Source organism: Bacillus sp. A260, assembly GCF_009861435.1.
GTDB classification, from domain to species: domain Bacteria; phylum Bacillota; class Bacilli; order Bacillales; family Bacillaceae_G; genus Bacillus_A; species Bacillus_A cereus.
In genome coordinates, this window is sequence record NZ_CP046398.1 from 5177959 (window position 1) to 5198786 (window position 20828).

The following is a 20828-nucleotide window of genomic DNA, read 5'->3' on the forward strand; positions in this document are numbered from 1 at the left end:
TAGCGACGGTCTTTATTTCAATTCATTATAGAATTAAAGTGCTTGAGCTGCTGTAATTAAAGCTAACTTGTACACTTCTTCTTCGTTACATCCACGAGACAGATCATTTACAGGCATGTTTAAGCCTTGTAAGATTGGTCCTACTGCTTCGAAGTTACCTAAACGTTGAGCGATTTTGTAGCCAATATTACCAGCTTCTAAGCTTGGGAATACGAATACGTTAGCATCACCTTTAATTGTAGAACCTGGAGCTTTTTTCTCAGCTACAGATGGTACGAATGCAGCATCGAATTGGAATTCTCCATCTAAAGTTAACTCAGGAGCCATTTCTTTTGCAATGCGAGTTGCTTCTACAACTTTTTCTGTTTCTGGAGATTTCGCAGAACCTTTTGTAGAGAAGCTTAACATAGCAACGCGTGGATCAATGCCGAATAACTCAGCAGTTTTCGCACTTTCGATACCGATTTCAGCTAAATCTTGGCTGTTTGGTGCAATGTTAATTGCGCAATCAGCGAATACATATTTCTCCTCTTCACGTACCATGATGAATACGCCAGAAGTTTTTGTAACGCCTGGTTTTGTTTTAATAATTTGAAGTGCTGGACGAACTGTATCAGCTGTAGAGTGAGCTGCACCACTTACTAAACCGTGTGCTTTGCCCATGTATACAAGCATTGTACCGAAGTAGTTTTCGTCTTTAAGGATTTTGCGAGCGTCTTCTTCAGTTGCTTTACCTTTACGGCGTTCAACGAAAGATGCTACCATTGCATCCATTTCTTCGTATGTAGCTGGGTCGTAAATATCAACGCCTGCTAATGTTAAATTCATGCTAGCAGCTTTTGCGCTAATTTCTTCCTTATTACCAACTAAGATTGGTTTTACTAACTCTTCTTTTGCTAAACGCTCTGCAGCGCCTAAAATTCTTTCATCAGTTCCTTCAGGAAGTACGATAGAAATGCCTTTTCCTTGAACTTTTTCTTTTACTGTTGTAAATAAGTTGCTCACGAATAAACCCTCCTACATATGTTAAAAAAACTCTATCTTTAAGAATACTGCTTTTCTTCTATATTTTAAACTTATAGCTCCCAAAAAATAGATAAAATAAAAATGATTATATTTTCATAAAATTCAGCCGTTAAATTCACCTTGCTTAAACACTTAAATGTGACAATTTTATGCGCCAAGGTTTTATATAGATGATTTTAAAACTATATATGCTATAGTTAACGTGTAAAACTATCATTAACTGAGGTGAATAGAATGAGTGAAGCAACAACAACGTTAGATGGCTGGTATTGTTTACATGATTTACGTTCTATTGATTGGGCTGCATGGAAAACATTATCTAGCGACGAACGCGGACAAGCAGTGTCTGAATTTTTAAATGTCGTTGAAAAATGGAACGAAGTAGCTACTGCGAAAAAAGGTAGTCACGCAATGTATACAGTTGTTGGCCAAAAAGCTGATATTATGCTTATGATTTTACGTCCAACAATGGAAGAGTTAAATGAAATTGAGACAGAATTGAATAAAACAACTTTAGCTGAATATATGGTTCCTGCATATTCTTACGTATCTGTTGTTGAATTAAGCAACTACCTTCCAGCTGATGAGGATCCATACCAAAACCCGCAAATTTTAGCTCGTTTATATCCTGAATTACCGAAAGCAAATCATATTTGCTTCTATCCAATGGATAAGCGTCGCCAAGGTGATGACAACTGGTACATGCTTCCTATGGAAGAACGTAAAAAAATGATGTACAGCCATAGTAAAATTGGTCGTCAATACGCAGGTAAAGTACGCCAAGTGATTTCAGGATCTGTTGGATTCGACGATTTCGAATGGGGCGTAACATTATTCGCTGACGATGTTCTTCAATTTAAGAAACTTATATACGAAATGCGCTTCGATGAAGTAAGTGCTCGTTATGGTGAATTTGGAACATTCTTCGTTGGAAACATTTTACCAGACGAAAAAGTAGAGAAATTTTTACACATATAAATGGTGAAAAGGAACGAAATTCGTTCCTTTTTTTATTCTTCTCTATATTTATCCTCAAAAATCTCCTTTTTTCTGCACTTTTGAAGAAAAACCAACATTTTTTCAAATTTCTTGTAAAATTGTAACCTTTTTATATGTAAAGATATGCTAAAATGATACGAGCTATATGCTAAATAACGATGCGAAGGTGATAATCTATATGAAAAAAATCTTGTCTATTTTACTATTGCTTGTATTGTCAATTTCTTCCTTAGGAGTAACAACATCCCATGCGGAAGAAAAAATACATATTGAGGCGGCGGCTGCACTTTTATTTGATGCAGATACAGGAAAAATACTTCACGAGCAAAATCCAGATGAATTGCTAGCTATTGCTAGTATGTCAAAATTAATTGTTGTTTACGCTGTTTTAGAAGCAATTAAAGAAGGAAAAATCACATGGGATACGAAAGTAAATATTTCTGATTACGCTTATGAAGTCTCTCGTAATAATGAATTCTCTAATGTACCGTTCGAAAAAGGACGTCAATATACTGTAAAAGAATTATATCATTCTATTGTTATATTCTCTGCAAATGGATCTAGTATTGCTTTAGCAGAACTTCTTGCAGGAAGTGAGAAAAACTTCTTAAATCTTGCAAATGAACATGCTAAAAAGCTAGGATTAAAGAAATATAAATTTGTAAACGCTACTGGCTTAAATAACGCTGACTTAAAAGGAAAACATCCTGAGGGTACTGATCCAAATGCAGAAAACTCTATGTCAGCTCGTGATATGGGTATGCTTTCAAAAGCAATGATTACAAAGTATCCAGAAATGCTAGAGGATACAAAACAAAGATTTAGAAACTTCCCAGACAATCACCCAAAACCAATTCGTATGGAAAACTGGAATTGGATGTTACCAGGAGCTGCTTTCGCTTATGAAGGTACTGATGGTTTAAAAACCGGAAGTTCTGATACAGCTGGATACGGATTTACCATTACTGCTAAACGTGGTGATGTACGTCTTATCTCGGTTATTATTAAAACAAAATCAATGGATGAACGTTTCACGGAATCTCGTGAATTAATCGAATATGGATTTAATAACTTTGAAAAACAAAAACTAAAAGTTAATAAAAACAATACAATCTCTGTAGTAAAAGGAAAAGAAGACCAAGTAACTGTTGCACCCGAAAAAGAAATAACAGTAATTGCGAAAAAAGGTAGCAAAGAGCCTTATAAAATTGGAACTGAATTAGATAAATCTCTTTCTGAAGATGGACATTTAGTTGCACCTATTAAGAAAGATACCAAAGTAGGCTCAATTACTTTAGAATCAACTGATAAATATGGTTTCTTAGACGGTAGTAAAAGTATGAAAGTTACTGCAAAAACGACAGAGGAAGTTGAAAAAGCAAATTGGTTTGTGTTAACAATGCGCTCTATTGGTGATTTCTTCTCAAACTTATGGTCTAAAATTTTTTAATAAAAAAGCTGGCTCACGCTAGCTTTTTTTATTTTCCACTCTCAATGTAAAACTTCGTTTGGTTGTCATATCTGAGTCCTTTTTCTCATACGTATGAACTAGTAATTGTTACACACTTCATCTAGAGATAAAGTGAAACTTTAATCAGTGGGGGAATCCCCCGCTGATTATTAGTTGAACCAATCGGGCGTTTACGGGCAGTTTGATCTCCCATCTAATTTCTTTACTTCAACCAAATTTTAGGGCAGGAGTCTTACTGCCCGTTAATGCGGGATAAACCTCTTTCCAAAAGGTATTACAAAAAGAGAGGTGACACATAATGGGCGTTATTGCTTATAACGAAGAAGATGTAAAGTTGTTGGCTAGACTGATGCGTGCTGAAGCCGAAGGAGAAGGGCAACAAGGAATGTTAATGGTCGGAAACGTTGGAGTAAATCGTGTCCGCGGAAATTGTTTAGATTTTAGAAAAATACGTAATTTACGTCAAATGGTTTATCAAAATCCTGGTGGTTTTGAGGCAACACAAAAAGGGTATTTTTATCAAAGAGCCAGGGAACAAGATATCGCCTTAGCAAGGCGAACTATTCAAGGACAACGTTTTTGGCCCGCTAACTTTGCCTTATGGTTCTTTAGACCTGAAGGTCCTTGTCCGCCAACTTGGTATAACCAACAAAACTCTGGTCGCTTCAAAAAGCACTGCTTCTTCCAACCATCTGGCGAAGACTGCCCTAGCGTATATTAAGAGATGAAAATGAGGAGGGATTTTTGAATGGCACAGCAACAAAATCCGTACTATGGAACAGGTTTTTATCAACCATCTGGAACTTATGTACAACCGCAACAAATGACTCAACAACAGCAGCAAGCGATGCAACAACAAACAGCTCAAGCTGCGCAAGCTCAATATGCAATTTCTCAAGGCATGTTACCTCTAGAGCAATCCTATATTGAAAATATCCTTCGTTTAAACAAAGGTAAGCAAGCTACAGTTGTAATGACTTATGAACGTGGCAGTTCCCTTGGTACACAATCTTATACAGGTATTATTGAAGCAGCTGGCCGTGACCATATCGTTATTAGTGAACCGCAATCAGGAAAACGCTATTTACTATTAATGATCTACTTAGATTACGTAGAATTTCCAGAAGAAATTACGTATTTACCTAGTCAACAAGCAACTTATACTCCAAGACCATAAAAAAAGCTGGCAAATGCCAGCTTTTGTTTTTTATAATCCTTTTACAACTGCAGTCCCTACTAGAATCCACGCCACAATAAACGCTACACCACCAAGAGGTGTAATTGGGCCAAAGAACTTAATGCCTGTCGTACTTAATGCATACAAACTACCTGAGAACATAATAATCCCAGCTACCATTAGCCAACCAGCAGTAGTTAAAAGTGATGATTGAACCTTATCCATCAATAAAGCAACTACGAATAATCCACCTGCATGAAACATCTGATATGTAACGCCTGTTTTCCAAACTTCTAACATTTTCGCAGAAATTTTATTTTCTAAACCGTGTGCTCCAAAGGCCCCTAACGCAACAGATAGCCCCGCTGCAATACAACCTAGTAAAAAGAAAATTTTCATCTTAATTCCCCTTTTTTACCTTTATCATAAGCAATTTTTTCATATAAGCCAAACGATTTATCTTCTAAAAATCAAATAAAGAATTACCGTTTGCATCACTTTCTTTTATATATACCGGCTCCCCAGAAACAGGTGCAATTGGTTGCATAGTTGTTACTGGTTGTGATCCAATTACTTGCGATGGAATTTGCGGTTCTCTATATATAGATGTTTCAACTTGTTCATCTAATAATAAGTCACATAAAGCACGCACAACTAATAAATGTTCTTTTGACTTTTGTCCTTCACTACTTTTTGCCTTCGCAATTTCATTCGCCATTTTATTTAAAATCTTGTCGCTAGATATTTGCATTCCTTATCACCTCGTACTTTGTAATTCTTTCTCGAATTGTCCCAATTTCTCTACTGAACCAAATACTATTATCATATCACGTTCTTTCAATTTTTCCTGCCCTGCTGGATTATGTATAATATCCCCATTTCTTGAAATCGCTAGTATTGTTACATCAAACTGATTCCTTACATTACTCTCTAGTAACGATTTACCAACTAATATTGAATCTTTTCCAACTAGAATTTCTTCAATGACAAATGACTGTTCTATTCCATACAACACTGTATCAATATAATGAACGGTTAATGGATTTGCAATACCTTTTGCGATATGAACACCTGCCATACTAGATGGATTAATAACCTTATTTGCACCGGCGCGCCTTAATTTCTCTTCAGTTTCTGGCTTTTCAGATCTCGCCACAATTTTAATCGTATCGTTTAACCCTCTTGCTGTTAATGTAATAAATACATTTTCGGCATCATTTGCAACAATAGCAACTAAACCAGCTGCTTTTAAAATTCCGGCATTATGTAATACTTGATCTTCCGTTGCATCTCCATGTACAAATAAAAGCTTTTCCTGCTCCAATATACTTTCATCTTTATCAACAACGACAAATGGAATATTCTTTTCTTGCAATTCATGTACAACTTGAAGCCCCACTCTACCGCAACCACATACTATAATATGATTTTTCAACTGCGCTATTTGTTTATCCATCTTCTTCCTCCGTACTGCATGAAATAAATTCCCTTCAATAATCATAGCTGCCACTACCCCAATTGCATACGTAACAATACCTACGCCAACAGGAATAATAAGAAGCGCAAATACTTTCCCCGCTTGCGTTACAGGAACAGCATCTCCGTATCCAACAGTCAATACAGTAATCATTGTCATCCAAAATGCTTGAAACAAACTAATCTCTTCAATCGTCATAAATCCTATCGTTCCTAGAATTACAACAAAAGTCATACATATAACTGCTATCCATAATTGCTTACGTGCATTCATACCGTGTTTCAACTCTTTTCTCTATCTACAATCTTTGCCAGTGGAAATAAAATACGTATATACTAGATACGGAATCTATGAAAGAGGTTGATATAATGAAGACATTTCTTTCCGCCTTACAATGGGCACTATTTATTTTAGCTGGAAGCCTTATTGTACCAATTAGTGTCGCAACTAGTTATGGTCTTGATGGCGCTGAAGCCATTGCATTCGTACAAAGAACATTATTTGTTCTAGGCTTTGCTGGTCTCTTGCAAGCTATATTTGGGCATAAACTTCCTATTCAAGAAGGTCCTGCTGGCCTTTGGTGGGGAATTTTCTCCCTTTATGCGAGTTTAGGCGTCGTATTATTTGGATCAAGCAATGAGACACTTAAAGTTCTTCAATATGCTTTCTTATTAAGCGGTATTATTTGTATTATTCTTAGCGTTTTTGGACTTATTGATAAACTCGTTCGCTATTTTACACCGACAGTCATTGGAACATATTTATTTCTTCTTGTCGCGCAGCTTAGTGGCTCCTTCTTAAAGGGAATGTTTGGCCTTGATGGAAAACATACAGAAGTACAACCTAACGTATTTATTCTTTCACTCATTGTTATTTTACTATCCTTTTTCATCATGAAGCTACCTATTATTGGACAATATTCCGTTCTTTTCAGTATCGTATGCGGCTGGATATTATTCGCATGTTTCGGATTATCTAATCCAATAACACCAGTGACAGACATAATCCGTTTTCCATCCTTATTTGTTTTCGGAATGCCTCGTGTTGAATGGAACATGGTAATTACGGTCATTTTCGTTACACTCTTACTTCTAACAAATATGTTAGCAAGTATTCGCGTTGTACAAAAGGTTGTCTCTAAATATGAAGAAAACGCTGCATCAGATCGTTTTAAACAAGCTGGCATTATAACAGGAATCAACCAATTGCTAGGCGGCCTATTTTCAGCTATTGGGCCTGTCGCTATTTCTGGATCAGCAGGTTTTATTGCAACGACTAATATTTATAAACGTCTCCCGTTTATATTAGGGTCAAGCTTTATTATTGTCGTTAGTATATTTCCAAAGATTACTTCATTCTTTGCAGCAATCCCTGTTGCAGTTGGTTATGCCGCTATTTATCCTGTATTCGCAAGCATGATTGGTCTCGCCTTTCGAGAATACGAAACTGTCCAGGATAAAGAACGATTATTTAAAGTAGCCGGTCTTTCAATCTTTACAGGAGTCGGAGTTATGTTTGTTCCAGCAGGAGCATATTCCACACTTCCACCATTTCTAGCATCGTTTTTAAGTAATGGTCTCGTTCTTGGATCTGTAATGGCAATCTTGCTAGAAATACTATTTTCTCGTTCCGCTGCAAAACAAATATCTTAAATTGGAAAACTTCCATTATTGCACTCTACCTTTAGAGTTGTTACGATAAAATCAAACTTTAATCATTGGGGTTTTATTCTTCCCCAATGATTATTAACCAATATTATGAGCAACAACTCATAATAATTTATCTACTTCTTTTCAAAGAGGTTTGATGTCTTACTATTATTCCTCAACATCTTCATGAACATGTATTTTGATTTCAATTAAAGAAAGGAATTTTCTATATGACTTATAAAATGATTGTTTTAGATTTAGATGATACTTTATTACGTGATGACCATACTATTTCACCTCGTACGAAAGAAGCGTTAATGACTGCACAAGAGCAAGGTGTAAAGGTTGTACTTGCTTCTGGACGTCCAACGTTTGGTATGCGCAATGTAGCCAAAGAACTTCGTTTAGAAGAATACGGCAGTTTCATTCTATCTTTTAATGGTGCAAAAATTATTAACTGTAAAACAAACGAAGAAATCTTTAGTAGTACGCTATCTCCTGAAATCGTTCACAACCTATTTGAAATTAGTCAAACTGAAGATGTATGGATTCATACTTATATGGGCGATGATATCGTAACGGAAGAAAATAATCCTTATACTGAAATTGAGGGCGATATTACCGGTATGCCAATTGTTGTAGTAGATGACTTTAAAGCCGCAGTTAAAGAGCCTGTAGTAAAAGTATTAATGAATAAAGAGGCTGAACGCCTTGTTGAAGTTGAAAAGAAACTACAAAAACAACTAGAAGGCCAATTAAGCGTGATGCGTTCGAAACCATTCTTCTTAGAATTTACAGAAGCCGGTGTTACAAAAGGAACGAGCTTAAACAAACTGATTCAAAAGCTTGGCATTAAGCGTGAAGAAGTTATCGCAATGGGCGATAGCTATAACGACCAAGCAATGATTGAATTTGCTGGTCTTGGCGTTGCAATGGGAAATGCACCTGAGGATATTAAAGAAATTGCAAACTACGTAACAGATACAAATATGAACGATGGTGTTGCAAAAGTTGTAGAGAAATTCGTTTTAAAAACGGATGTACTTGTTTAATATTTTCATTCACAAAACCTATTTGAAGTCAAATACTTCAAATAGGTTTTTATTTAAATTCTCATGCTTTTGTGACTATATTTTGAACTTTGCACTATTCTCGTAGTGTAAACTTTCTTTTTGTATATAATGAAACAAAATAGACTATTTTATTTTGAAAAAGAATACAAATTTACTATATACAAGCATACGTTAAAGGAGGCTACTTTATGTTATCTACACCAATCGGACGATTAAGAGCAATTGGACTAGTTGAAGGTATTTCTTTCCTATTACTATTATTTGTAGCAATGCCATTGAAATATTTCGCAGGATTTGCAACAGCTGTTAAAATTACAGGCATGGCTCATGGTGTTCTATTTATTCTATTCATCTTTGCAGTAATTCAAGTAACAATCGTACACCGTAAATCAATTTTATGGGCACTTGGAGCATTCGTTTCATCAGTTATCCCATTTGGTACTTTTGTACTAGATGCAAAATTAAAGAACGAGCAACAATGATAATAAAAAGGTAGTTAACAACTGTTAACTACCTTTTCTATTTATAAATTTGGAATTTCCCAATCAATTTCTCTTTCGCCCATATTAGCTAAAATCGTATTTATTTTAGAATATGGCTTACTACCAAAGAAACCACGTCTTGCCGATAATGGGCTTGGATGTACAGATTCGATAATATGATGATTCGGATTCGTAATTAATTTCTTCTTCGCCTGCGCATGGCGCCCCCACAATATGAAAATAACTGGCTTTTCACGTTCGTTCAACAGTTCAATTACACGATCTGTGAAGTGCTCCCATCCTTTTCCCTTATGAGAATTTGCTTCGCCTTGACGAACTGTTAATACGGTATTTAGTAATAATACTCCTTGTTCCGCCCATTTTACTAAATAACCGTTATTCGGGATTTCATAACCATATTCATCTCGAAGTTCTTTATACATATTTAACAATGACGGTGGTGTTTTAACACCAGGTTGCACAGAAAAGCTTAAACCATGCGCTTGATTCGGTCCATGATATGGATCTTGCCCTAAAATGACAACCTTTGTATTTTCATAACTTGTATACTGAAGAGCGTTAAAAATATCTTCTACCTTCGGATAAACAACATGCGTGCTGTATTCTTCTGTCAAAAAACTGGATAGAGTAAGATAATACTCTTTCTCGAATTCTGGTGCCAATAGTGGCTCCCAATCATTCTTTAAAACATTTTCCATACTGTCACTTCCTGTCTAATTAATTCACCATATCCTGTCTTGTAAATACTACGAACGAAATAACAAGAGAAACAACTGCCCAAACAGTTAAATTCATCAAAGAAAATCCCATCGATAAACCTTGTAATGCAGGTAATTTTCCTGATAAATAATCCGTTAATGATAAATTCACACTAAAAATATATTTGGCGCCTTCCCAAGATGTTGCGAACGAGCTTAAAATACCGCCTGCAATTAATGCAGCTAGCATAACGCCCATACCAGCTGGTGTATTACGAATTAAAACAGAGACCATAAATGATATAGTTCCGACAACGATAGCAACAAACCAGGCTAGTCCATACGCCATTAAGATGTATTGCCACTGCGGAATAAGATGCACAAAGTTCGTATTTAACGTTTCCTTATCAATGACGAATCCTGTTAAAACAGGTAAATTCCATCCCGAGTACCCAAATACAAGCCCTGATAATATGTAAGCAAACAAACCTACAAGAAACAGTATGAGCGAAATGAAAAATAACATCGTCACGTATTTACTAAGGAGTATTTTCCAGCGCCGAATCGGCCGCGTAAGTAACATCTTCATCGTCCCATCACTTCGTTCTCCTGAAACGATATCAATGGCGACAATCATTACGAGAAGCGGAATAAATAATGTAATTCCTTGTTCAATAAATGCTCTGACAAAAGTCGGTGCACCCGGTGCCATCGGATTAATATCATGATCTAAATAATATTGTTGTTGCTCAACTCTTACCTTTAACCAATCACGCCATTCTTCTGGCAACCTAGAATTGTTCAACCGGTTCTGAGAATCAACAATTTGCTGTTGCAATGAAACCTTCCAATCAGTTGTACCGAGTCTTTTTTGTGTCGTTTCTATTTCACGATACTGCGCATACACAAAAAGCGGGATCAAGATTGCTAAAATAAGCATGACAACAAAAATACGTTTCTTGCGGTAAATCTTTTCTGATTCATTTAAAACTAGATTCGCAAATTCACGCATGCTGCTCACCCCTTGTGAGTTCAATAAATAAATCTTCTAGCGTAAATACAAGCTCCTTAACGCTATGTACATCTATTTCATTTGCGACAAAGTGTTTATTCCAACTACTTATAGATGCAATATCCATGCGGCATAGTAATCGATCGCCTTCTACACTCACTTCCCTTACTTCTTCGGCCGCTTCTAGCATATCTTTCGCCTTAGAAATCGGTGTAACAATCCATTCTACACGATCACTTGCTGTTTTAATTAATTCTTCAACCTTGGCAACTGTTATCATCTTTCCTTTATGAATAATAGCAACGCGATCGCATATCATTTGCACTTCACTTAGCAAGTGGCTTGAAATAAACACGCTCATATTTTCTTCTTTTACAAGCTTATGTATAAATTCCCTAAGTTCTCTAATCCCTGCTGGATCTAAACCATTCGTTGGTTCATCTAATATGAGCAATTTCGGATTTCCAAGGAGCGCCTGCGCAATTCCAAGGCGTTGTTTCATACCAAGTGAGTACGTTTTTACCTTGTCATGAATTCTTTCATCTAAATGAACCATTTCAGCAATTTCAATAATACGTTCATCTGATATATCACCTAACATACGACCAAATTGCTTTAAATTTTCCCATCCCGTTAAATATGTATACAACTCTGGGTTTTCAACGATACTCCCAATTTGACGCATCGCTTTTCTGAAATTTTCCTTAATCGAATAACCACCGATAGAAATCTTACCTTCTGTCGCCTTAATCAATCCGACTAACATTCGAATGGTAGTCGTCTTTCCAGCACCATTTGGTCCTAAGAACCCGAATACTTCTCCTTGCTTTACATCAAAGGAAATATTCTCTACAAGAGTCTTCTTTCCAATTACCTTCTTCAAGTCTCGTACGGAAAGTATCGTCGTCATTTTACCCCTCCTTGTTCTAGTTTTAATTTACTTACAACATTTTGAACTAAACGTTCTGCCATATACGTATAACCTACTTCGTTCGGATGAAAATGATCAGAGTATAATAAATCTTTCCCGCGGTTTTGGAATAAATCAAATGTCGGTGTAATATACACATTTTTATCGTTTAGCGCTAATTTCTCTAAAGATGCATTCCAGTCCACAACAATGTTTGAAGACCCTTTTAAATCTTCTACATCTTCAAAAGGATTGTATAAACCAAGCCAAAAAATCGGACTATCTGTATTTAATTTACGAATTTCTTCTATAATTTTCTTTGCTTCATTTTGAAACGTCTCTGTGTCAGGACGATACGTCTCTAAATCTATTTTCCCAAGTGATTCCCAGCCTGGGAACAAATCATTTCCACCAATCGTTAACACAATTACATCTGCTTGCTTAATTGAATATTGAGCGCCATTACTTTCAATTTGTTTTAATAAATCGGGCATTTTTGCACCACTAACTGCTAAATTTGTTAATGCAATTTTTTGCTTATAATCTTTTTGTAAATCCTCTTTCATTCGCCCAACATAGCCAATTCCTTCTTTATCACCAACGCCACGCGTTAATGAATCACCTAAACTAACGATTTGTAACGTTCCCGTTTTCTTTTTCTCTTTTGCCACTACATCGGTCTTTTTAATTAAATTTGAAGCTTTCGGATTTAATACATCATTTACACCTGAAACAAAGCCATATGCAAATAAACAGAAAGATGCAATTGTAATGAGTAGAATTACTTTTACTACTTTTGATCTCATATCAAAACCCCTTTTAGCCCTCATAGATTGTCCATAATTATACCAAACGAAATTTTGAAAAGCGATTTTCACACCTTCTCAATTATGTCGTTTCTCTATCTACTAACTCTGGTAATAACTCTATATGCTTCACATCTAATTTCTCTTCATTAATCTTTTCATATAATAATTCAAACGCTTTCACTCCAACGTTTTTACTAGAATGCGAAATCGTCGTTATACCCAATATATCTGCCACCTCTTGATCATCACACCCGATAATCGTAATATCCTCTGGAATACGAACTCCTTGTTTTTTTGCTTCTGTAACCATCCCCGCTGCAATATGGTTACAAGATACAAGGAACGCCGTCGGTTTTACTGACATATGAGCCCATTCTCTAATTACATTGCGTCCATCTTCCACTGTAAAACATCCCTCAAATTTCCAGGTCTCTAACGATGTTACGATACTCTGTTGAAGCGAATCTTCGTACGCCTTCTTTCGTCTTTGGCTATTAACGCTATTACTTCTTCCAATACAATATCCAATACGTGTATGACCGGCATCTATTAAGCTTTTCATCCCACGTGAAAATACTTTGTAGTAATCGATATGGACACTTGAAATATACTTCGAATCTATTTCTTCACACATAACAATCGGGCCGAATTTCGTATATTCTTCAAGCTTCTCCTTACTATTTATCCGAGAACAAATAATAACCCCATCAAGCTTTTTCATTTTTAACATATTCAAAATTTCTAGTTCTCTTTCTTCACTATAATTCGTCTGGCAAAGCATCATATTATAATTATTCTTTGCTGTCTCTTTTGATATCCCCTCGATAATAGCGCTATAATATTGATCATTTACGTGTGGCAATAAAACGCCAATTACATTCGTTTTTCCTTTCACTAAATGAATTGCATTCACGTTTTGCGTGTAATTTAATTCTTCTATAATCGCTAAAATTTCTTTTCGTTTCTGTTCATTTACGTACGGATGATTATTTAGTACACGTGAAACAGTTGAAACAGATACTCCAGCAAGTTCAGCAATCTTTCTTATATTTGTCATCTCATTTTCCCCTTCTCACAAAAATTCTTCCTTGACCTGGTAAGCTTTCCACAATATATCCTTTCCTAGCAAATACATTTAGAAAGGATATACAACTATGCTTCGATTCAAATTAGAATATATATTTTTCATTGGCGGTTTACTCATTCTTGCCATCGGTATTAATATGATGACGACAATTACTTCCTTTGGACTTAGCCCTTATGATTCCTTCTTTATTGCACTATATCAAAATTTTGGGATAAGTATTGGTTTTTGGATTTTCATGATTAACTTTGCCTTTACACTTATCGTACTCTTTTGGAATAGAAAACAAATTACAATCGGTACAATTGTAACGATGGTTATTATTTCTCTTTTTGTTGATTGGATTGGTTCCATTACAACTATTATGGACGCTATCCGCTCTCTTCCAAAATATATAACACTTATTTGCGGAAATCTATTCGTTGGAGCTGGAATTGGTCTTTACGTCTCTACAAACCTTTGTGCAGCGCCTCAAGAAGCTTTCGTTTTAACGGTTGCCGAGAAGAAAAAATGGACGTTTAGAAGAACAGAGATTTCATTAGCCTTTTTATTTTTAACGTTAAGCTTTTTATTAGATGGACCTATCTATTTTGGAACAATCATCTTATCCTTTACAACAGGCTGGATTATCCAAGCATTTATTCAAGTTGGTACGCAGATTTTAAATAGAAAAGAGCCTATTGAGCAAGCTGCTTAATAGGCTCTTTCTGTTTTATGGTAAGAGATACTACTTAGCATCCCCTTCAATTCGATAGTTCGCTTTCAAACAATCTATTTCTTCATACCCTTGCAACGTATGTAGAATATAATCATAATCAGCAAGAGACGCACGATGCGTTACAATTACAATTTCAGCCTTTCCTTTCTCTTCAAGCGGCATTTGAATAATTTTCTCAAAGCTAACTCCGCGCTCAGAGAACAATGAAGTAATTTTTGCAAATACACCAATTTCGTCTTTTACATGCAGTCTTAAAAACTTTTTCACGACAATTTCGTCTGGCTCTTTTAATACTTTTTGATATTGTGGGACTACAGCACTATTTCCTGTTACCCCTAATCTAATATTTTGCATTACAGCAACTAAATCCGAAACAACAGCTGTAGCTGTCGGTAAACTTCCTGCGCCTGGTCCATAAAACATCGTTTCCCCAACTGCTTCACCGTACACATACACAGCGTTATATTCATTTTGTACTGCTGCAAGAGGATGTGTATTTGGAAGTAAAGTTGGTTCAACTGTAACCTCCAATTTTTCACCATCTCGTTTTGCAAGACCGATTAATTTAATTGTATAACCTAAGCTCTTACTGTATTCAATATCTTCCTCTGTAATAGAGGTAATCCCTTTTACTTTCACATCTCCAAGCTCTACATTTGTAGAGAAACCGAGGGTAGCTAAAATCGTCATTTTTCTTGCTGCATCTAAACCTTCTACATCTGATGTTGGATCTGCTTCTGCAAATCCAAGTTGTTGGGCTTCTTTTAACACGTCGTTATATGCTCTCCCTTCGTCTGACATTTTCGTCAAAATAAAATTTGTTGTTCCATTTACAATTCCCATTACTTTCGTAATAAGATCTGAAGAAAGTCCTTCTACGATACTGCGTAAAATTGGAATTCCCCCTGCCACACTCGCCTCATAGAATAAATCAGCCTTATTATCTTTTGCTGTTGCTAATAATTCAGCTCCATGTAATGCCATTAAGTCTTTATTTGCAGTTACAACATGCTTTCCGCTTTTTAAAGCTTGTAAAATATATGATTTTGCATCATCAATGCCACCCATCACTTCAATAACAACATCAATATTTGGATTATCTAAAATTTCATTTGCATCTTGTGTTAATAGAGTAGAAGGTACCTCTACCTCTCTCTCTTTCTCAATGTTTTGCACTAATACTTTCGTTACCTTCACTGGGCAACCTACTTGGTGTATGAGTCGTTCTTGATGATCCGTAATAATACGAACCACACCACTGCCAACTGTCCCAAGACCTAATAACCCAACTTGAATTTCTTTCATAGTACTGTCCACCCCTCAAAAATTGTGTTTAGATGAAATTATATGAGTAAAAAATCTGAAAAACAATGTATTTTGAACATTCGGAAAAATAAAGGTTAATCTTTACAAGGAAAACGTTGCCACGTGTTACACAATCTTTCTTTACAATATATAAGGGGTTTCTTGATACACGTAATAATTCAACCAATTAGAAAACAATAAATTACCATGACTCCTCCATCTAACAAGCGGCTTTTCATCTGGATTATTATGTTTAAAATAGTTTTTTGGCACATCAATATTTAATCCCTTGTCACGATCTCGTTCGTATTCTTGTTTTAACGTCTCACAACTATATTCGCTATGTCCAAGAGCAAACACTTGCCTTCCTTCTGGCCCAATAACAAGGTGAACACCTGCTTCTTCAGAGTTTGCTAACAATGTTAATTCTTTCACTCCTCTAATATCATTCTCTCGTACTTCTGTATGACGAGAATGCGGAGCAAAAAACAATTCATCAAATCCTTGTAATAATTTCACATGTTGCTCGCAAACTTCATGTTCAAATACACCGAACACTTTTTCCTTAAGGGGATACTTTGGAACATCATAATGATAGTACAAGCCAGCCTGTGCCCCCCAGCAAATATGGAGCGTAGATGTTACATTCGTTTTTGAATACTCCATAATATGTTTAAGCTCTTCCCAATAATCTACCTCTTCAAAAGCAAGGGTCTCCACTGGCGCTCCTGTAATAATGAGCCCATCAAACTTTTCATTTTCAATATCACGAAACGTTTTATAAAAGCTTGTTAAATGTTCTTGCGTTACATTACGCGATAGATGTGATTCCATATGAAGCAAATGAACATCTAATTGTAACGGTGTGTTTCCAATTAAGCGAAGTAATTGCGCCTCTGTATCTTGTTTCGTTGGCATTAAATTTAATATAGCAATTTTTAAAGCACGTATATCTTGTGTTTCTGCCCGCTCCTTCGTCATTACAAAAATATTTTCTTTTTGCAACACTTTGCGAGCCGGTAAATCTTTATCAATTATGATCGGCATGTGTTTTGCCTCCAACTAGAGCTGCTTCCAAATCTGCAATAATATCAGAAACATCTTCTATACCAACCGATAAACGAATTAAATCAGATGTAACACCCGCTAAACGCTGATCTTCAGCATTTAATTGTCTATGCGTCGTACTAGCAGGATGTATAACGCAAGTTCGTGCATCAGCTACGTGCGTTACAAGAGTTGCTAGTTTTACATTTGCGATAAATTCTTTTGCTGCTTCTAATCCGCCTTTAATACCGAAAGTTAAAACACCACTAGCACCTTTTTTCAAGTACTGTTGTGCTAATGAGTAATTTTCATTACTATCTAAGCCTGGATAATTCACCCATTCAATACGTTCATGATTAGCAAGCCACTTAGCAACTGCAAGAGCATTTTCACTATGACGTTCCATTCGTAAATGCAATGTTTCTAAGCCAATATTGCTAATATATGCATTGAATGGGCTCATACAATTTCCATAATCTCTTAATAGCTGAACACGTGCTTTCACAATATACGCTGCTGTACCAAAGTTTTGAACGTAACTTACACCGTGATAACTTGGATCTGGTTCAACAAGTTCAGGATACCTTCCATTTGTCCAATCAAAGTTTCCACCGTCAATTACAATACCGCCTAAGGAGCTCGCATGCCCATCGATATATTTAGTCGTAGAATGAACAATAATATTTGCCCCATGTTCAAACGCCTGGCATAAATAAGGAGTTGCTAATGTATTATCAACGATAAAAGGTACCTCTAATTCTTTAGCGGCAGCTGAAAATTCTTTAAAATTTAAAACATTCATCGCTGGATTTCCTAACGATTCTGCATAGATAAGTTTCGTCTTGTCATTAGCAAGCGCCGTAATTTCATCTGCCGTTAAATTTGGATTAAAGAACGTAACATCAATGCCAAGCTTACGTAAACTCACCCCAAATAAATTAAACGTTCCCCCGTAAACAGTTGAAGAGCAAAGTAAATGGTCTCCACTACTACAAATATTTAAAACTGCGAGCATAATAGCTGCTTGCCCAGAAGCCGTTGCAACAGCTCCTACACCGCCTTCTAAATCTGATAACTTCTGCTCAAATGCTGCTAGAGTAGGGTTTCCAATACGTGTATAAATATATCCTTCTGCCTCTAAGTTAAATAGAGCTGCTAAATCATCCGAAGTATCGTATTTATACGTTGTGCTTTGATAAAGTGGTAAAACACGTGGTTCACCATTCTTTGGCGTATAGCCACCTTGCACACAAATTGTTCCTTTTCCCCATGATTCTCCCATCTCTCATTCTCCTTTCTTTTATACAAAATAAAAAACTGCCCCTTTCCTGAAAACAAGAAAGGAGCAGTTTGAAAACACGCTCTAAAGGCTCTTTCTTATCTCTCAGGATTACTACCTGCAGGATTTGGCACAATTCCGTTATACGGCTGTTGCCAAGGTTTCATCGGGCCTGTCCCTCCACCTTTTCTTGATAAGACTATGCAATTACCGTTGATTTTATAGCAATAATTTCCTAATGTCAAACAGTTTTTCTGAATGTTCTAAAATAAATGTTAACAGTTTCATATAAAGCAACAAAAGAAATATATTCTAGTCTATTTCAAAAAAGACCTTTAAAAACCTCAAATCAGTCTATAAAATTAAATAAGTAATTTAACCTATAAATTCAAATTCCCCAAAAGTTAGCCTATATATTGAATAGGCCATCTTCTCAAAAAGATACTATATATATTCAATCCATTTTTCACTAGTATATTTCACTTTTTTCCCTACTAAGATTTACATAACGGAGGTATAACATGACAAATAAAAAAGATATGCATTACATACTTGCTCTATATGGCATTCTTCTAGGATCTATAGTAGGAGCTACAGTCTGGTTATTTTTAGTCACAATAAATATTGGAATCCACTTTATTTGGGGATACTTGCCTGAAGTTCTCTCTTTTCCCTCTTATTACACCCTTTGCGTAACAATAATTGGCGGGGGCCTTGTTGGTCTATCACAAAAATATTTCGGTACATACCCACGCCTTATGCCTGAAGTAATGGCTGAATATAAAAAAACTGGTCAAATCGAATATCGCTTTGTCCATCGGGCTACTTTAACAGCGATTATTGTTTTAATTTTCGGTGCTAGTCTTGGTCCAGAAGCCGCACTAGTTGGAATTATAGGCGGACTGTGCACATGGGTAGGGGATCGCTTTAAATTTGCCTTAAAGGGTATGAATGAGCTAACCGAGATCGGAATTGGCGCTACTTTAAGTGTCATTTTTAACGCACCATTATTCGGTTATTTAGCACCAAATGAAAATGAGGGGGAAGAAATTGCTGCTTTTTCTAAAGGAAAAAAAGCGATTGTATACTTAGCTACTACTTTCGCAGGTTTTTCTGTTTATTTACTACTGAGTAAACTTGATAATCGTGGATCCTTTATTGTTGATTTCGGAGAAGGTACACTTTCTTTCAATGAATGGATTGCATTTCTTCCACTTGCTAGTATCGGTGCTATAGTTGGTTTCTTTTATTTCAAGTTAGAATTCACATTAGAAAAGTTAATTCACCCTTTTAGAGAATACAAGCTGACACTCGGAATTATCGGTGGTATTTTATTAGGAATTGCGGGAACCTTTCTTCCGTACACATTATTTTCAGGGGAACATCAATTAAAAGAATTAGTTGTTGAATGGAGCCATTTATCTTTTTGGATACTACTTCTTTCAGGGATTTTAAAGTTGTGCATTACTGCCGTTTGTTTGAACACAGGGTGGCGAGGTGGACATATCTTCCCAATTATATTTTCTGGGTCAAGTATCGGATACGCTGTAGCATCTATTCTTCCTATAGATCCAGTAGCATCTGTTGCCATCGTAACAACAGCAATTTCAAGCTATGCGTTACGAAAGCCAATAGCTATAACATTACTATTACTTATGTTTTTCCCGCTTAATTTACTATTGCCCATGCTTGGTGCAGCTGCTATCGGGAATGCCTTTCCCCTCCCAAAACATAACGAAAATAAAAATTAATAAAAATAGGCAGTGGGGACGAAAGCTCCACTGCCTATTTTTTTATTACACATGCTGCTTTAATAACGCTTCTAACTCCTCAAAATTATGCACTTCATATGTCGGTATAATCCCACTATCATTTAATTTCCTTTCTGGATTAAACCAACAAGTATCAATTCCCGCTACATATCCACCTTTAATATCAGCGCTTAATGAATCACCAATAATCAGCCCTTCTTCAGGTGCAAAGTTAGGAATCCGTTCAAAAACATAATCAAAATACTCTTTCATCGGTTTTTGAAAACCTGTATCTTCCGAAACAAAGACATCTTTAAATAATGAATGTAACCCTGCATTGCGCAAACGTTTATCTTGCGTCTTAGAAACACCATTTGTCACTATATACAATTCATACTCCCCTTGAATTTGATTTATAAATTCAAATGCACCTTGCATGAGTTGATTTCCTTCTTCTAAGTAGTTACGATAATTATTTTCGAATAATATTCCATTTACTTCTTCTCCATACTCTTTAAACAACAGAGAGAATCGTGTATTTACAACTTCATTGCGTGATAGTTCACCTTTTTCAAAAGCATCCCAAAGACCTTTATTTATTTTTTTATAACGAGCCTCTATCTCGTCTGTTAAAGGGATTCCCTTCTCTTCAAAAAGTACCCGTAAAGCCACTTTTTCAGCCTTTTGGAAGTCTAGTAATGTATCATCTACATCAAATAACAATGTTTTATATTTTTTCATAAATTCATCACACTCTCTTTTCTATAAAAACAAATTTACATAAATCGTATCATTCCTTCTTGTAAAGATAATAGGAGATATCTCATACTATACATAGGG

General features: G+C 35.9%; 22 protein-coding genes and 1 riboswitch. Of the genes, 9 read left to right on the forward strand and 13 right to left on the reverse strand.

Features of this window, described 5'->3' with window-relative positions; genetic code table 11:
* Positions 1–33 precede the first annotated feature (33 nt).
* Positions 34–1005: a phosphate acetyltransferase gene (gene pta, locus GD442_RS26290; RefSeq protein ID WP_000067215.1), complete on the reverse strand. Its 972-nt coding sequence runs from the start codon at positions 1003–1005 to the stop codon at positions 34–36.
* 255 nt (positions 1006–1260) lie between these two features.
* On the opposite strand from pta, the gene hemQ reads away from it, so the two are divergent.
* The 4 genes from hemQ to gerQ all read left to right on the forward strand — a co-directional run bounded on the left by hemQ (position 1261) and on the right by gerQ (position 4673).
* Positions 1261–2004, forward strand: coding sequence for a hydrogen peroxide-dependent heme synthase (hemQ, locus tag GD442_RS26295; RefSeq protein ID WP_001287595.1), 744 nt, complete (start codon positions 1261–1263; stop codon positions 2002–2004).
* 199 nt (positions 2005–2203) lie between these two features.
* The gene (locus GD442_RS26300; RefSeq protein ID WP_000722869.1) at positions 2204–3475 is read left to right on the forward strand and encodes a serine hydrolase; all 1272 of its coding nucleotides are present in this window, start codon (positions 2204–2206) and stop codon (positions 3473–3475) included.
* Positions 3476–3794: 319 nt separating this feature from the next.
* Positions 3795–4217, forward strand: a complete 423-nt coding sequence (cwlJ, locus tag GD442_RS26305) for a cell wall hydrolase CwlJ (RefSeq protein ID WP_000538169.1) — start codon at positions 3795–3797, stop codon at positions 4215–4217.
* Between the two features lie 27 nt (positions 4218–4244).
* Positions 4245–4673: a spore coat protein GerQ gene (gene gerQ, locus GD442_RS26310; RefSeq protein ID WP_000068652.1), complete on the forward strand. Its 429-nt coding sequence runs from the start codon at positions 4245–4247 to the stop codon at positions 4671–4673.
* Between the two features lie 30 nt (positions 4674–4703).
* Here gerQ and GD442_RS26315 read toward each other — a convergent pair whose 3' ends face one another.
* The 3 genes from GD442_RS26315 to GD442_RS26325 form a co-directional block, all read right to left on the reverse strand.
* Positions 4704–5072 (reverse strand): DUF423 domain-containing protein, encoded by a 369-nt coding sequence (locus GD442_RS26315; RefSeq protein WP_000688315.1) that lies wholly within the window; start codon positions 5070–5072, stop codon positions 4704–4706.
* Between the two features lie 64 nt (positions 5073–5136).
* On the reverse strand, positions 5137–5424 hold the full coding sequence (locus GD442_RS26320) for a YwdI family protein (protein ID WP_001167347.1): 288 nt from the start codon (positions 5422–5424) through the stop codon (positions 5137–5139).
* A gap of 6 nt (positions 5425–5430) precedes the next feature.
* Positions 5431–6423, reverse strand: coding sequence for a potassium channel family protein (locus GD442_RS26325; RefSeq protein WP_000993986.1), 993 nt, complete (start codon positions 6421–6423; stop codon positions 5431–5433).
* 95 nt (positions 6424–6518) lie between these two features.
* On the opposite strand from GD442_RS26325, the gene GD442_RS26330 reads away from it, so the two are divergent.
* From GD442_RS26330 to GD442_RS26340, 3 genes are all read left to right on the forward strand, one after another.
* Positions 6519–7802, forward strand: a complete 1284-nt coding sequence (locus tag GD442_RS26330; protein ID WP_000847034.1) for a purine/pyrimidine permease — start codon at positions 6519–6521, stop codon at positions 7800–7802.
* 227 nt (positions 7803–8029) lie between these two features.
* Positions 8030–8851 carry a Cof-type HAD-IIB family hydrolase gene (locus GD442_RS26335; protein ID WP_000221397.1) on the forward strand — a complete coding sequence of 274 codons (822 nt, stop codon included), beginning with the start codon at positions 8030–8032 and terminating at the stop codon, positions 8849–8851.
* A 209-nt stretch (positions 8852–9060) separates the two neighbouring features.
* Entirely contained in the window at positions 9061–9354 is a 294-nt protein-coding gene (locus GD442_RS26340) for a DUF3817 domain-containing protein (RefSeq protein WP_000953396.1), read from the forward strand.
* Positions 9355–9395: 41 nt separating this feature from the next.
* Here the strand turns inward: GD442_RS26340 and GD442_RS26345 are convergent, their stop codons facing one another.
* Genes GD442_RS26345 through GD442_RS26365 form a run of 5 tightly spaced genes read right to left on the reverse strand, consistent with a single transcriptional unit; the run spans position 9396 to position 13861 of the window.
* Complete coding sequence (locus GD442_RS26345; protein ID WP_000432519.1) at positions 9396–10073, reverse strand: uracil-DNA glycosylase; 678 nt, start codon at positions 10071–10073, stop codon at positions 9396–9398.
* A 19-nt stretch (positions 10074–10092) separates the two neighbouring features.
* The gene (locus tag GD442_RS26350) at positions 10093–11085 is read right to left on the reverse strand and encodes an ABC transporter permease subunit (RefSeq protein ID WP_001206477.1); all 993 of its coding nucleotides are present in this window, start codon (positions 11083–11085) and stop codon (positions 10093–10095) included.
* Positions 11078–11995, reverse strand: a complete 918-nt coding sequence (locus tag GD442_RS26355; RefSeq protein ID WP_000207710.1) for an ABC transporter ATP-binding protein — start codon at positions 11993–11995, stop codon at positions 11078–11080. The genes GD442_RS26350 and GD442_RS26355 overlap by 8 nt, the downstream gene beginning before the upstream one ends.
* Positions 11992–12873, reverse strand: a complete 882-nt coding sequence (locus GD442_RS26360) for an SGNH/GDSL hydrolase family protein (RefSeq protein ID WP_002022849.1) — start codon at positions 12871–12873, stop codon at positions 11992–11994. Before GD442_RS26360 ends, GD442_RS26355 begins: the two co-directional genes overlap by 4 nt.
* Before the next feature lie 10 nt (positions 12874–12883).
* On the reverse strand, positions 12884–13861 hold the full coding sequence (locus GD442_RS26365) for a LacI family DNA-binding transcriptional regulator (RefSeq protein WP_000181974.1): 978 nt from the start codon (positions 13859–13861) through the stop codon (positions 12884–12886).
* A gap of 97 nt (positions 13862–13958) precedes the next feature.
* On the opposite strand from GD442_RS26365, the gene GD442_RS26370 reads away from it, so the two are divergent.
* The gene (locus GD442_RS26370; protein ID WP_000943414.1) at positions 13959–14585 is read left to right on the forward strand and encodes a YczE/YyaS/YitT family protein; all 627 of its coding nucleotides are present in this window, start codon (positions 13959–13961) and stop codon (positions 14583–14585) included.
* Between the two features lie 30 nt (positions 14586–14615).
* Here the strand turns inward: GD442_RS26370 and GD442_RS26375 are convergent, their stop codons facing one another.
* From GD442_RS26375 to GD442_RS26385, 3 genes are all read right to left on the reverse strand, one after another.
* Positions 14616–15911 (reverse strand): homoserine dehydrogenase, encoded by a 1296-nt coding sequence (locus GD442_RS26375; RefSeq protein ID WP_000659109.1) that lies wholly within the window; start codon positions 15909–15911, stop codon positions 14616–14618.
* Positions 15912–16052: 141 nt separating this feature from the next.
* A complete protein-coding gene (gene metA, locus GD442_RS26380; RefSeq protein ID WP_001121533.1) occupies positions 16053–16958 on the reverse strand; it encodes a homoserine O-acetyltransferase MetA in 906 nt (301 codons plus the stop codon).
* On the reverse strand, positions 16942–18240 hold the full coding sequence (locus tag GD442_RS26385; RefSeq protein WP_000504783.1) for a bifunctional O-acetylhomoserine aminocarboxypropyltransferase/cysteine synthase: 1299 nt from the start codon (positions 18238–18240) through the stop codon (positions 16942–16944). The genes metA and GD442_RS26385 overlap by 17 nt, the downstream gene beginning before the upstream one ends.
* A gap of 92 nt (positions 18241–18332) precedes the next feature.
* Positions 18333–18437, reverse strand: a riboswitch (SAM riboswitch).
* A 321-nt stretch (positions 18438–18758) separates the two neighbouring features.
* Between GD442_RS26385 and GD442_RS26390 the strand changes: the two genes are divergently transcribed.
* Positions 18759–19988, forward strand: coding sequence for a chloride channel protein (locus GD442_RS26390; protein ID WP_159365232.1), 1230 nt, complete (start codon positions 18759–18761; stop codon positions 19986–19988).
* 45 nt (positions 19989–20033) lie between these two features.
* Here GD442_RS26390 and GD442_RS26395 read toward each other — a convergent pair whose 3' ends face one another.
* Complete coding sequence (locus tag GD442_RS26395) at positions 20034–20729, reverse strand: YjjG family noncanonical pyrimidine nucleotidase (protein ID WP_000760196.1); 696 nt, start codon at positions 20727–20729, stop codon at positions 20034–20036.
* Between the last annotated feature and the right edge of the window lie 99 nt (positions 20730–20828).

Coding starts and splice junctions, on each gene's coding strand:
- GD442_RS26325 (WP_000993986.1), bottom strand. CDS start 6,423: ATGAATGCACGTAAGCAATTATGGATAGCAGTTATATGTATGACTTTT.
- hemQ (WP_001287595.1), top strand. CDS start 1,261: ATGAGTGAAGCAACAACAACGTTAGATGGCTGGTATTGTTTACATGAT.
- GD442_RS26330 (WP_000847034.1), top strand. CDS start 6,519: ATGAAGACATTTCTTTCCGCCTTACAATGGGCACTATTTATTTTAGCT.
- GD442_RS26335 (WP_000221397.1), top strand. CDS start 8,030: ATGACTTATAAAATGATTGTTTTAGATTTAGATGATACTTTATTACGT.
- GD442_RS26345 (WP_000432519.1), bottom strand. CDS start 10,073: ATGGAAAATGTTTTAAAGAATGATTGGGAGCCACTATTGGCACCAGAA.
- GD442_RS26315 (WP_000688315.1), bottom strand. CDS start 5,072: ATGAAAATTTTCTTTTTACTAGGTTGTATTGCAGCGGGGCTATCTGTT.
- GD442_RS26395 (WP_000760196.1), bottom strand. CDS start 20,729: ATGAAAAAATATAAAACATTGTTATTTGATGTAGATGATACATTACTA.
- GD442_RS26385 (WP_000504783.1), bottom strand. CDS start 18,240: ATGGGAGAATCATGGGGAAAAGGAACAATTTGTGTGCAAGGTGGCTAT.
- GD442_RS26375 (WP_000659109.1), bottom strand. CDS start 15,911: ATGAAAGAAATTCAAGTTGGGTTATTAGGTCTTGGGACAGTTGGCAGT.
- GD442_RS26355 (WP_000207710.1), bottom strand. CDS start 11,995: ATGACGACGATACTTTCCGTACGAGACTTGAAGAAGGTAATTGGAAAG.
- GD442_RS26365 (WP_000181974.1), bottom strand. CDS start 13,861: ATGACAAATATAAGAAAGATTGCTGAACTTGCTGGAGTATCTGTTTCA.
- cwlJ (WP_000538169.1), top strand. CDS start 3,795: ATGGGCGTTATTGCTTATAACGAAGAAGATGTAAAGTTGTTGGCTAGA.
- GD442_RS26390 (WP_159365232.1), top strand. CDS start 18,759: ATGACAAATAAAAAAGATATGCATTACATACTTGCTCTATATGGCATT.
- metA (WP_001121533.1), bottom strand. CDS start 16,958: ATGCCGATCATAATTGATAAAGATTTACCGGCTCGCAAAGTGTTGCAA.
- GD442_RS26340 (WP_000953396.1), top strand. CDS start 9,061: ATGTTATCTACACCAATCGGACGATTAAGAGCAATTGGACTAGTTGAA.
- GD442_RS26300 (WP_000722869.1), top strand. CDS start 2,204: ATGAAAAAAATCTTGTCTATTTTACTATTGCTTGTATTGTCAATTTCT.
- GD442_RS26370 (WP_000943414.1), top strand. CDS start 13,959: ATGCTTCGATTCAAATTAGAATATATATTTTTCATTGGCGGTTTACTC.
- GD442_RS26350 (WP_001206477.1), bottom strand. CDS start 11,085: ATGCGTGAATTTGCGAATCTAGTTTTAAATGAATCAGAAAAGATTTAC.
- gerQ (WP_000068652.1), top strand. CDS start 4,245: ATGGCACAGCAACAAAATCCGTACTATGGAACAGGTTTTTATCAACCA.
- GD442_RS26320 (WP_001167347.1), bottom strand. CDS start 5,424: ATGCAAATATCTAGCGACAAGATTTTAAATAAAATGGCGAATGAAATT.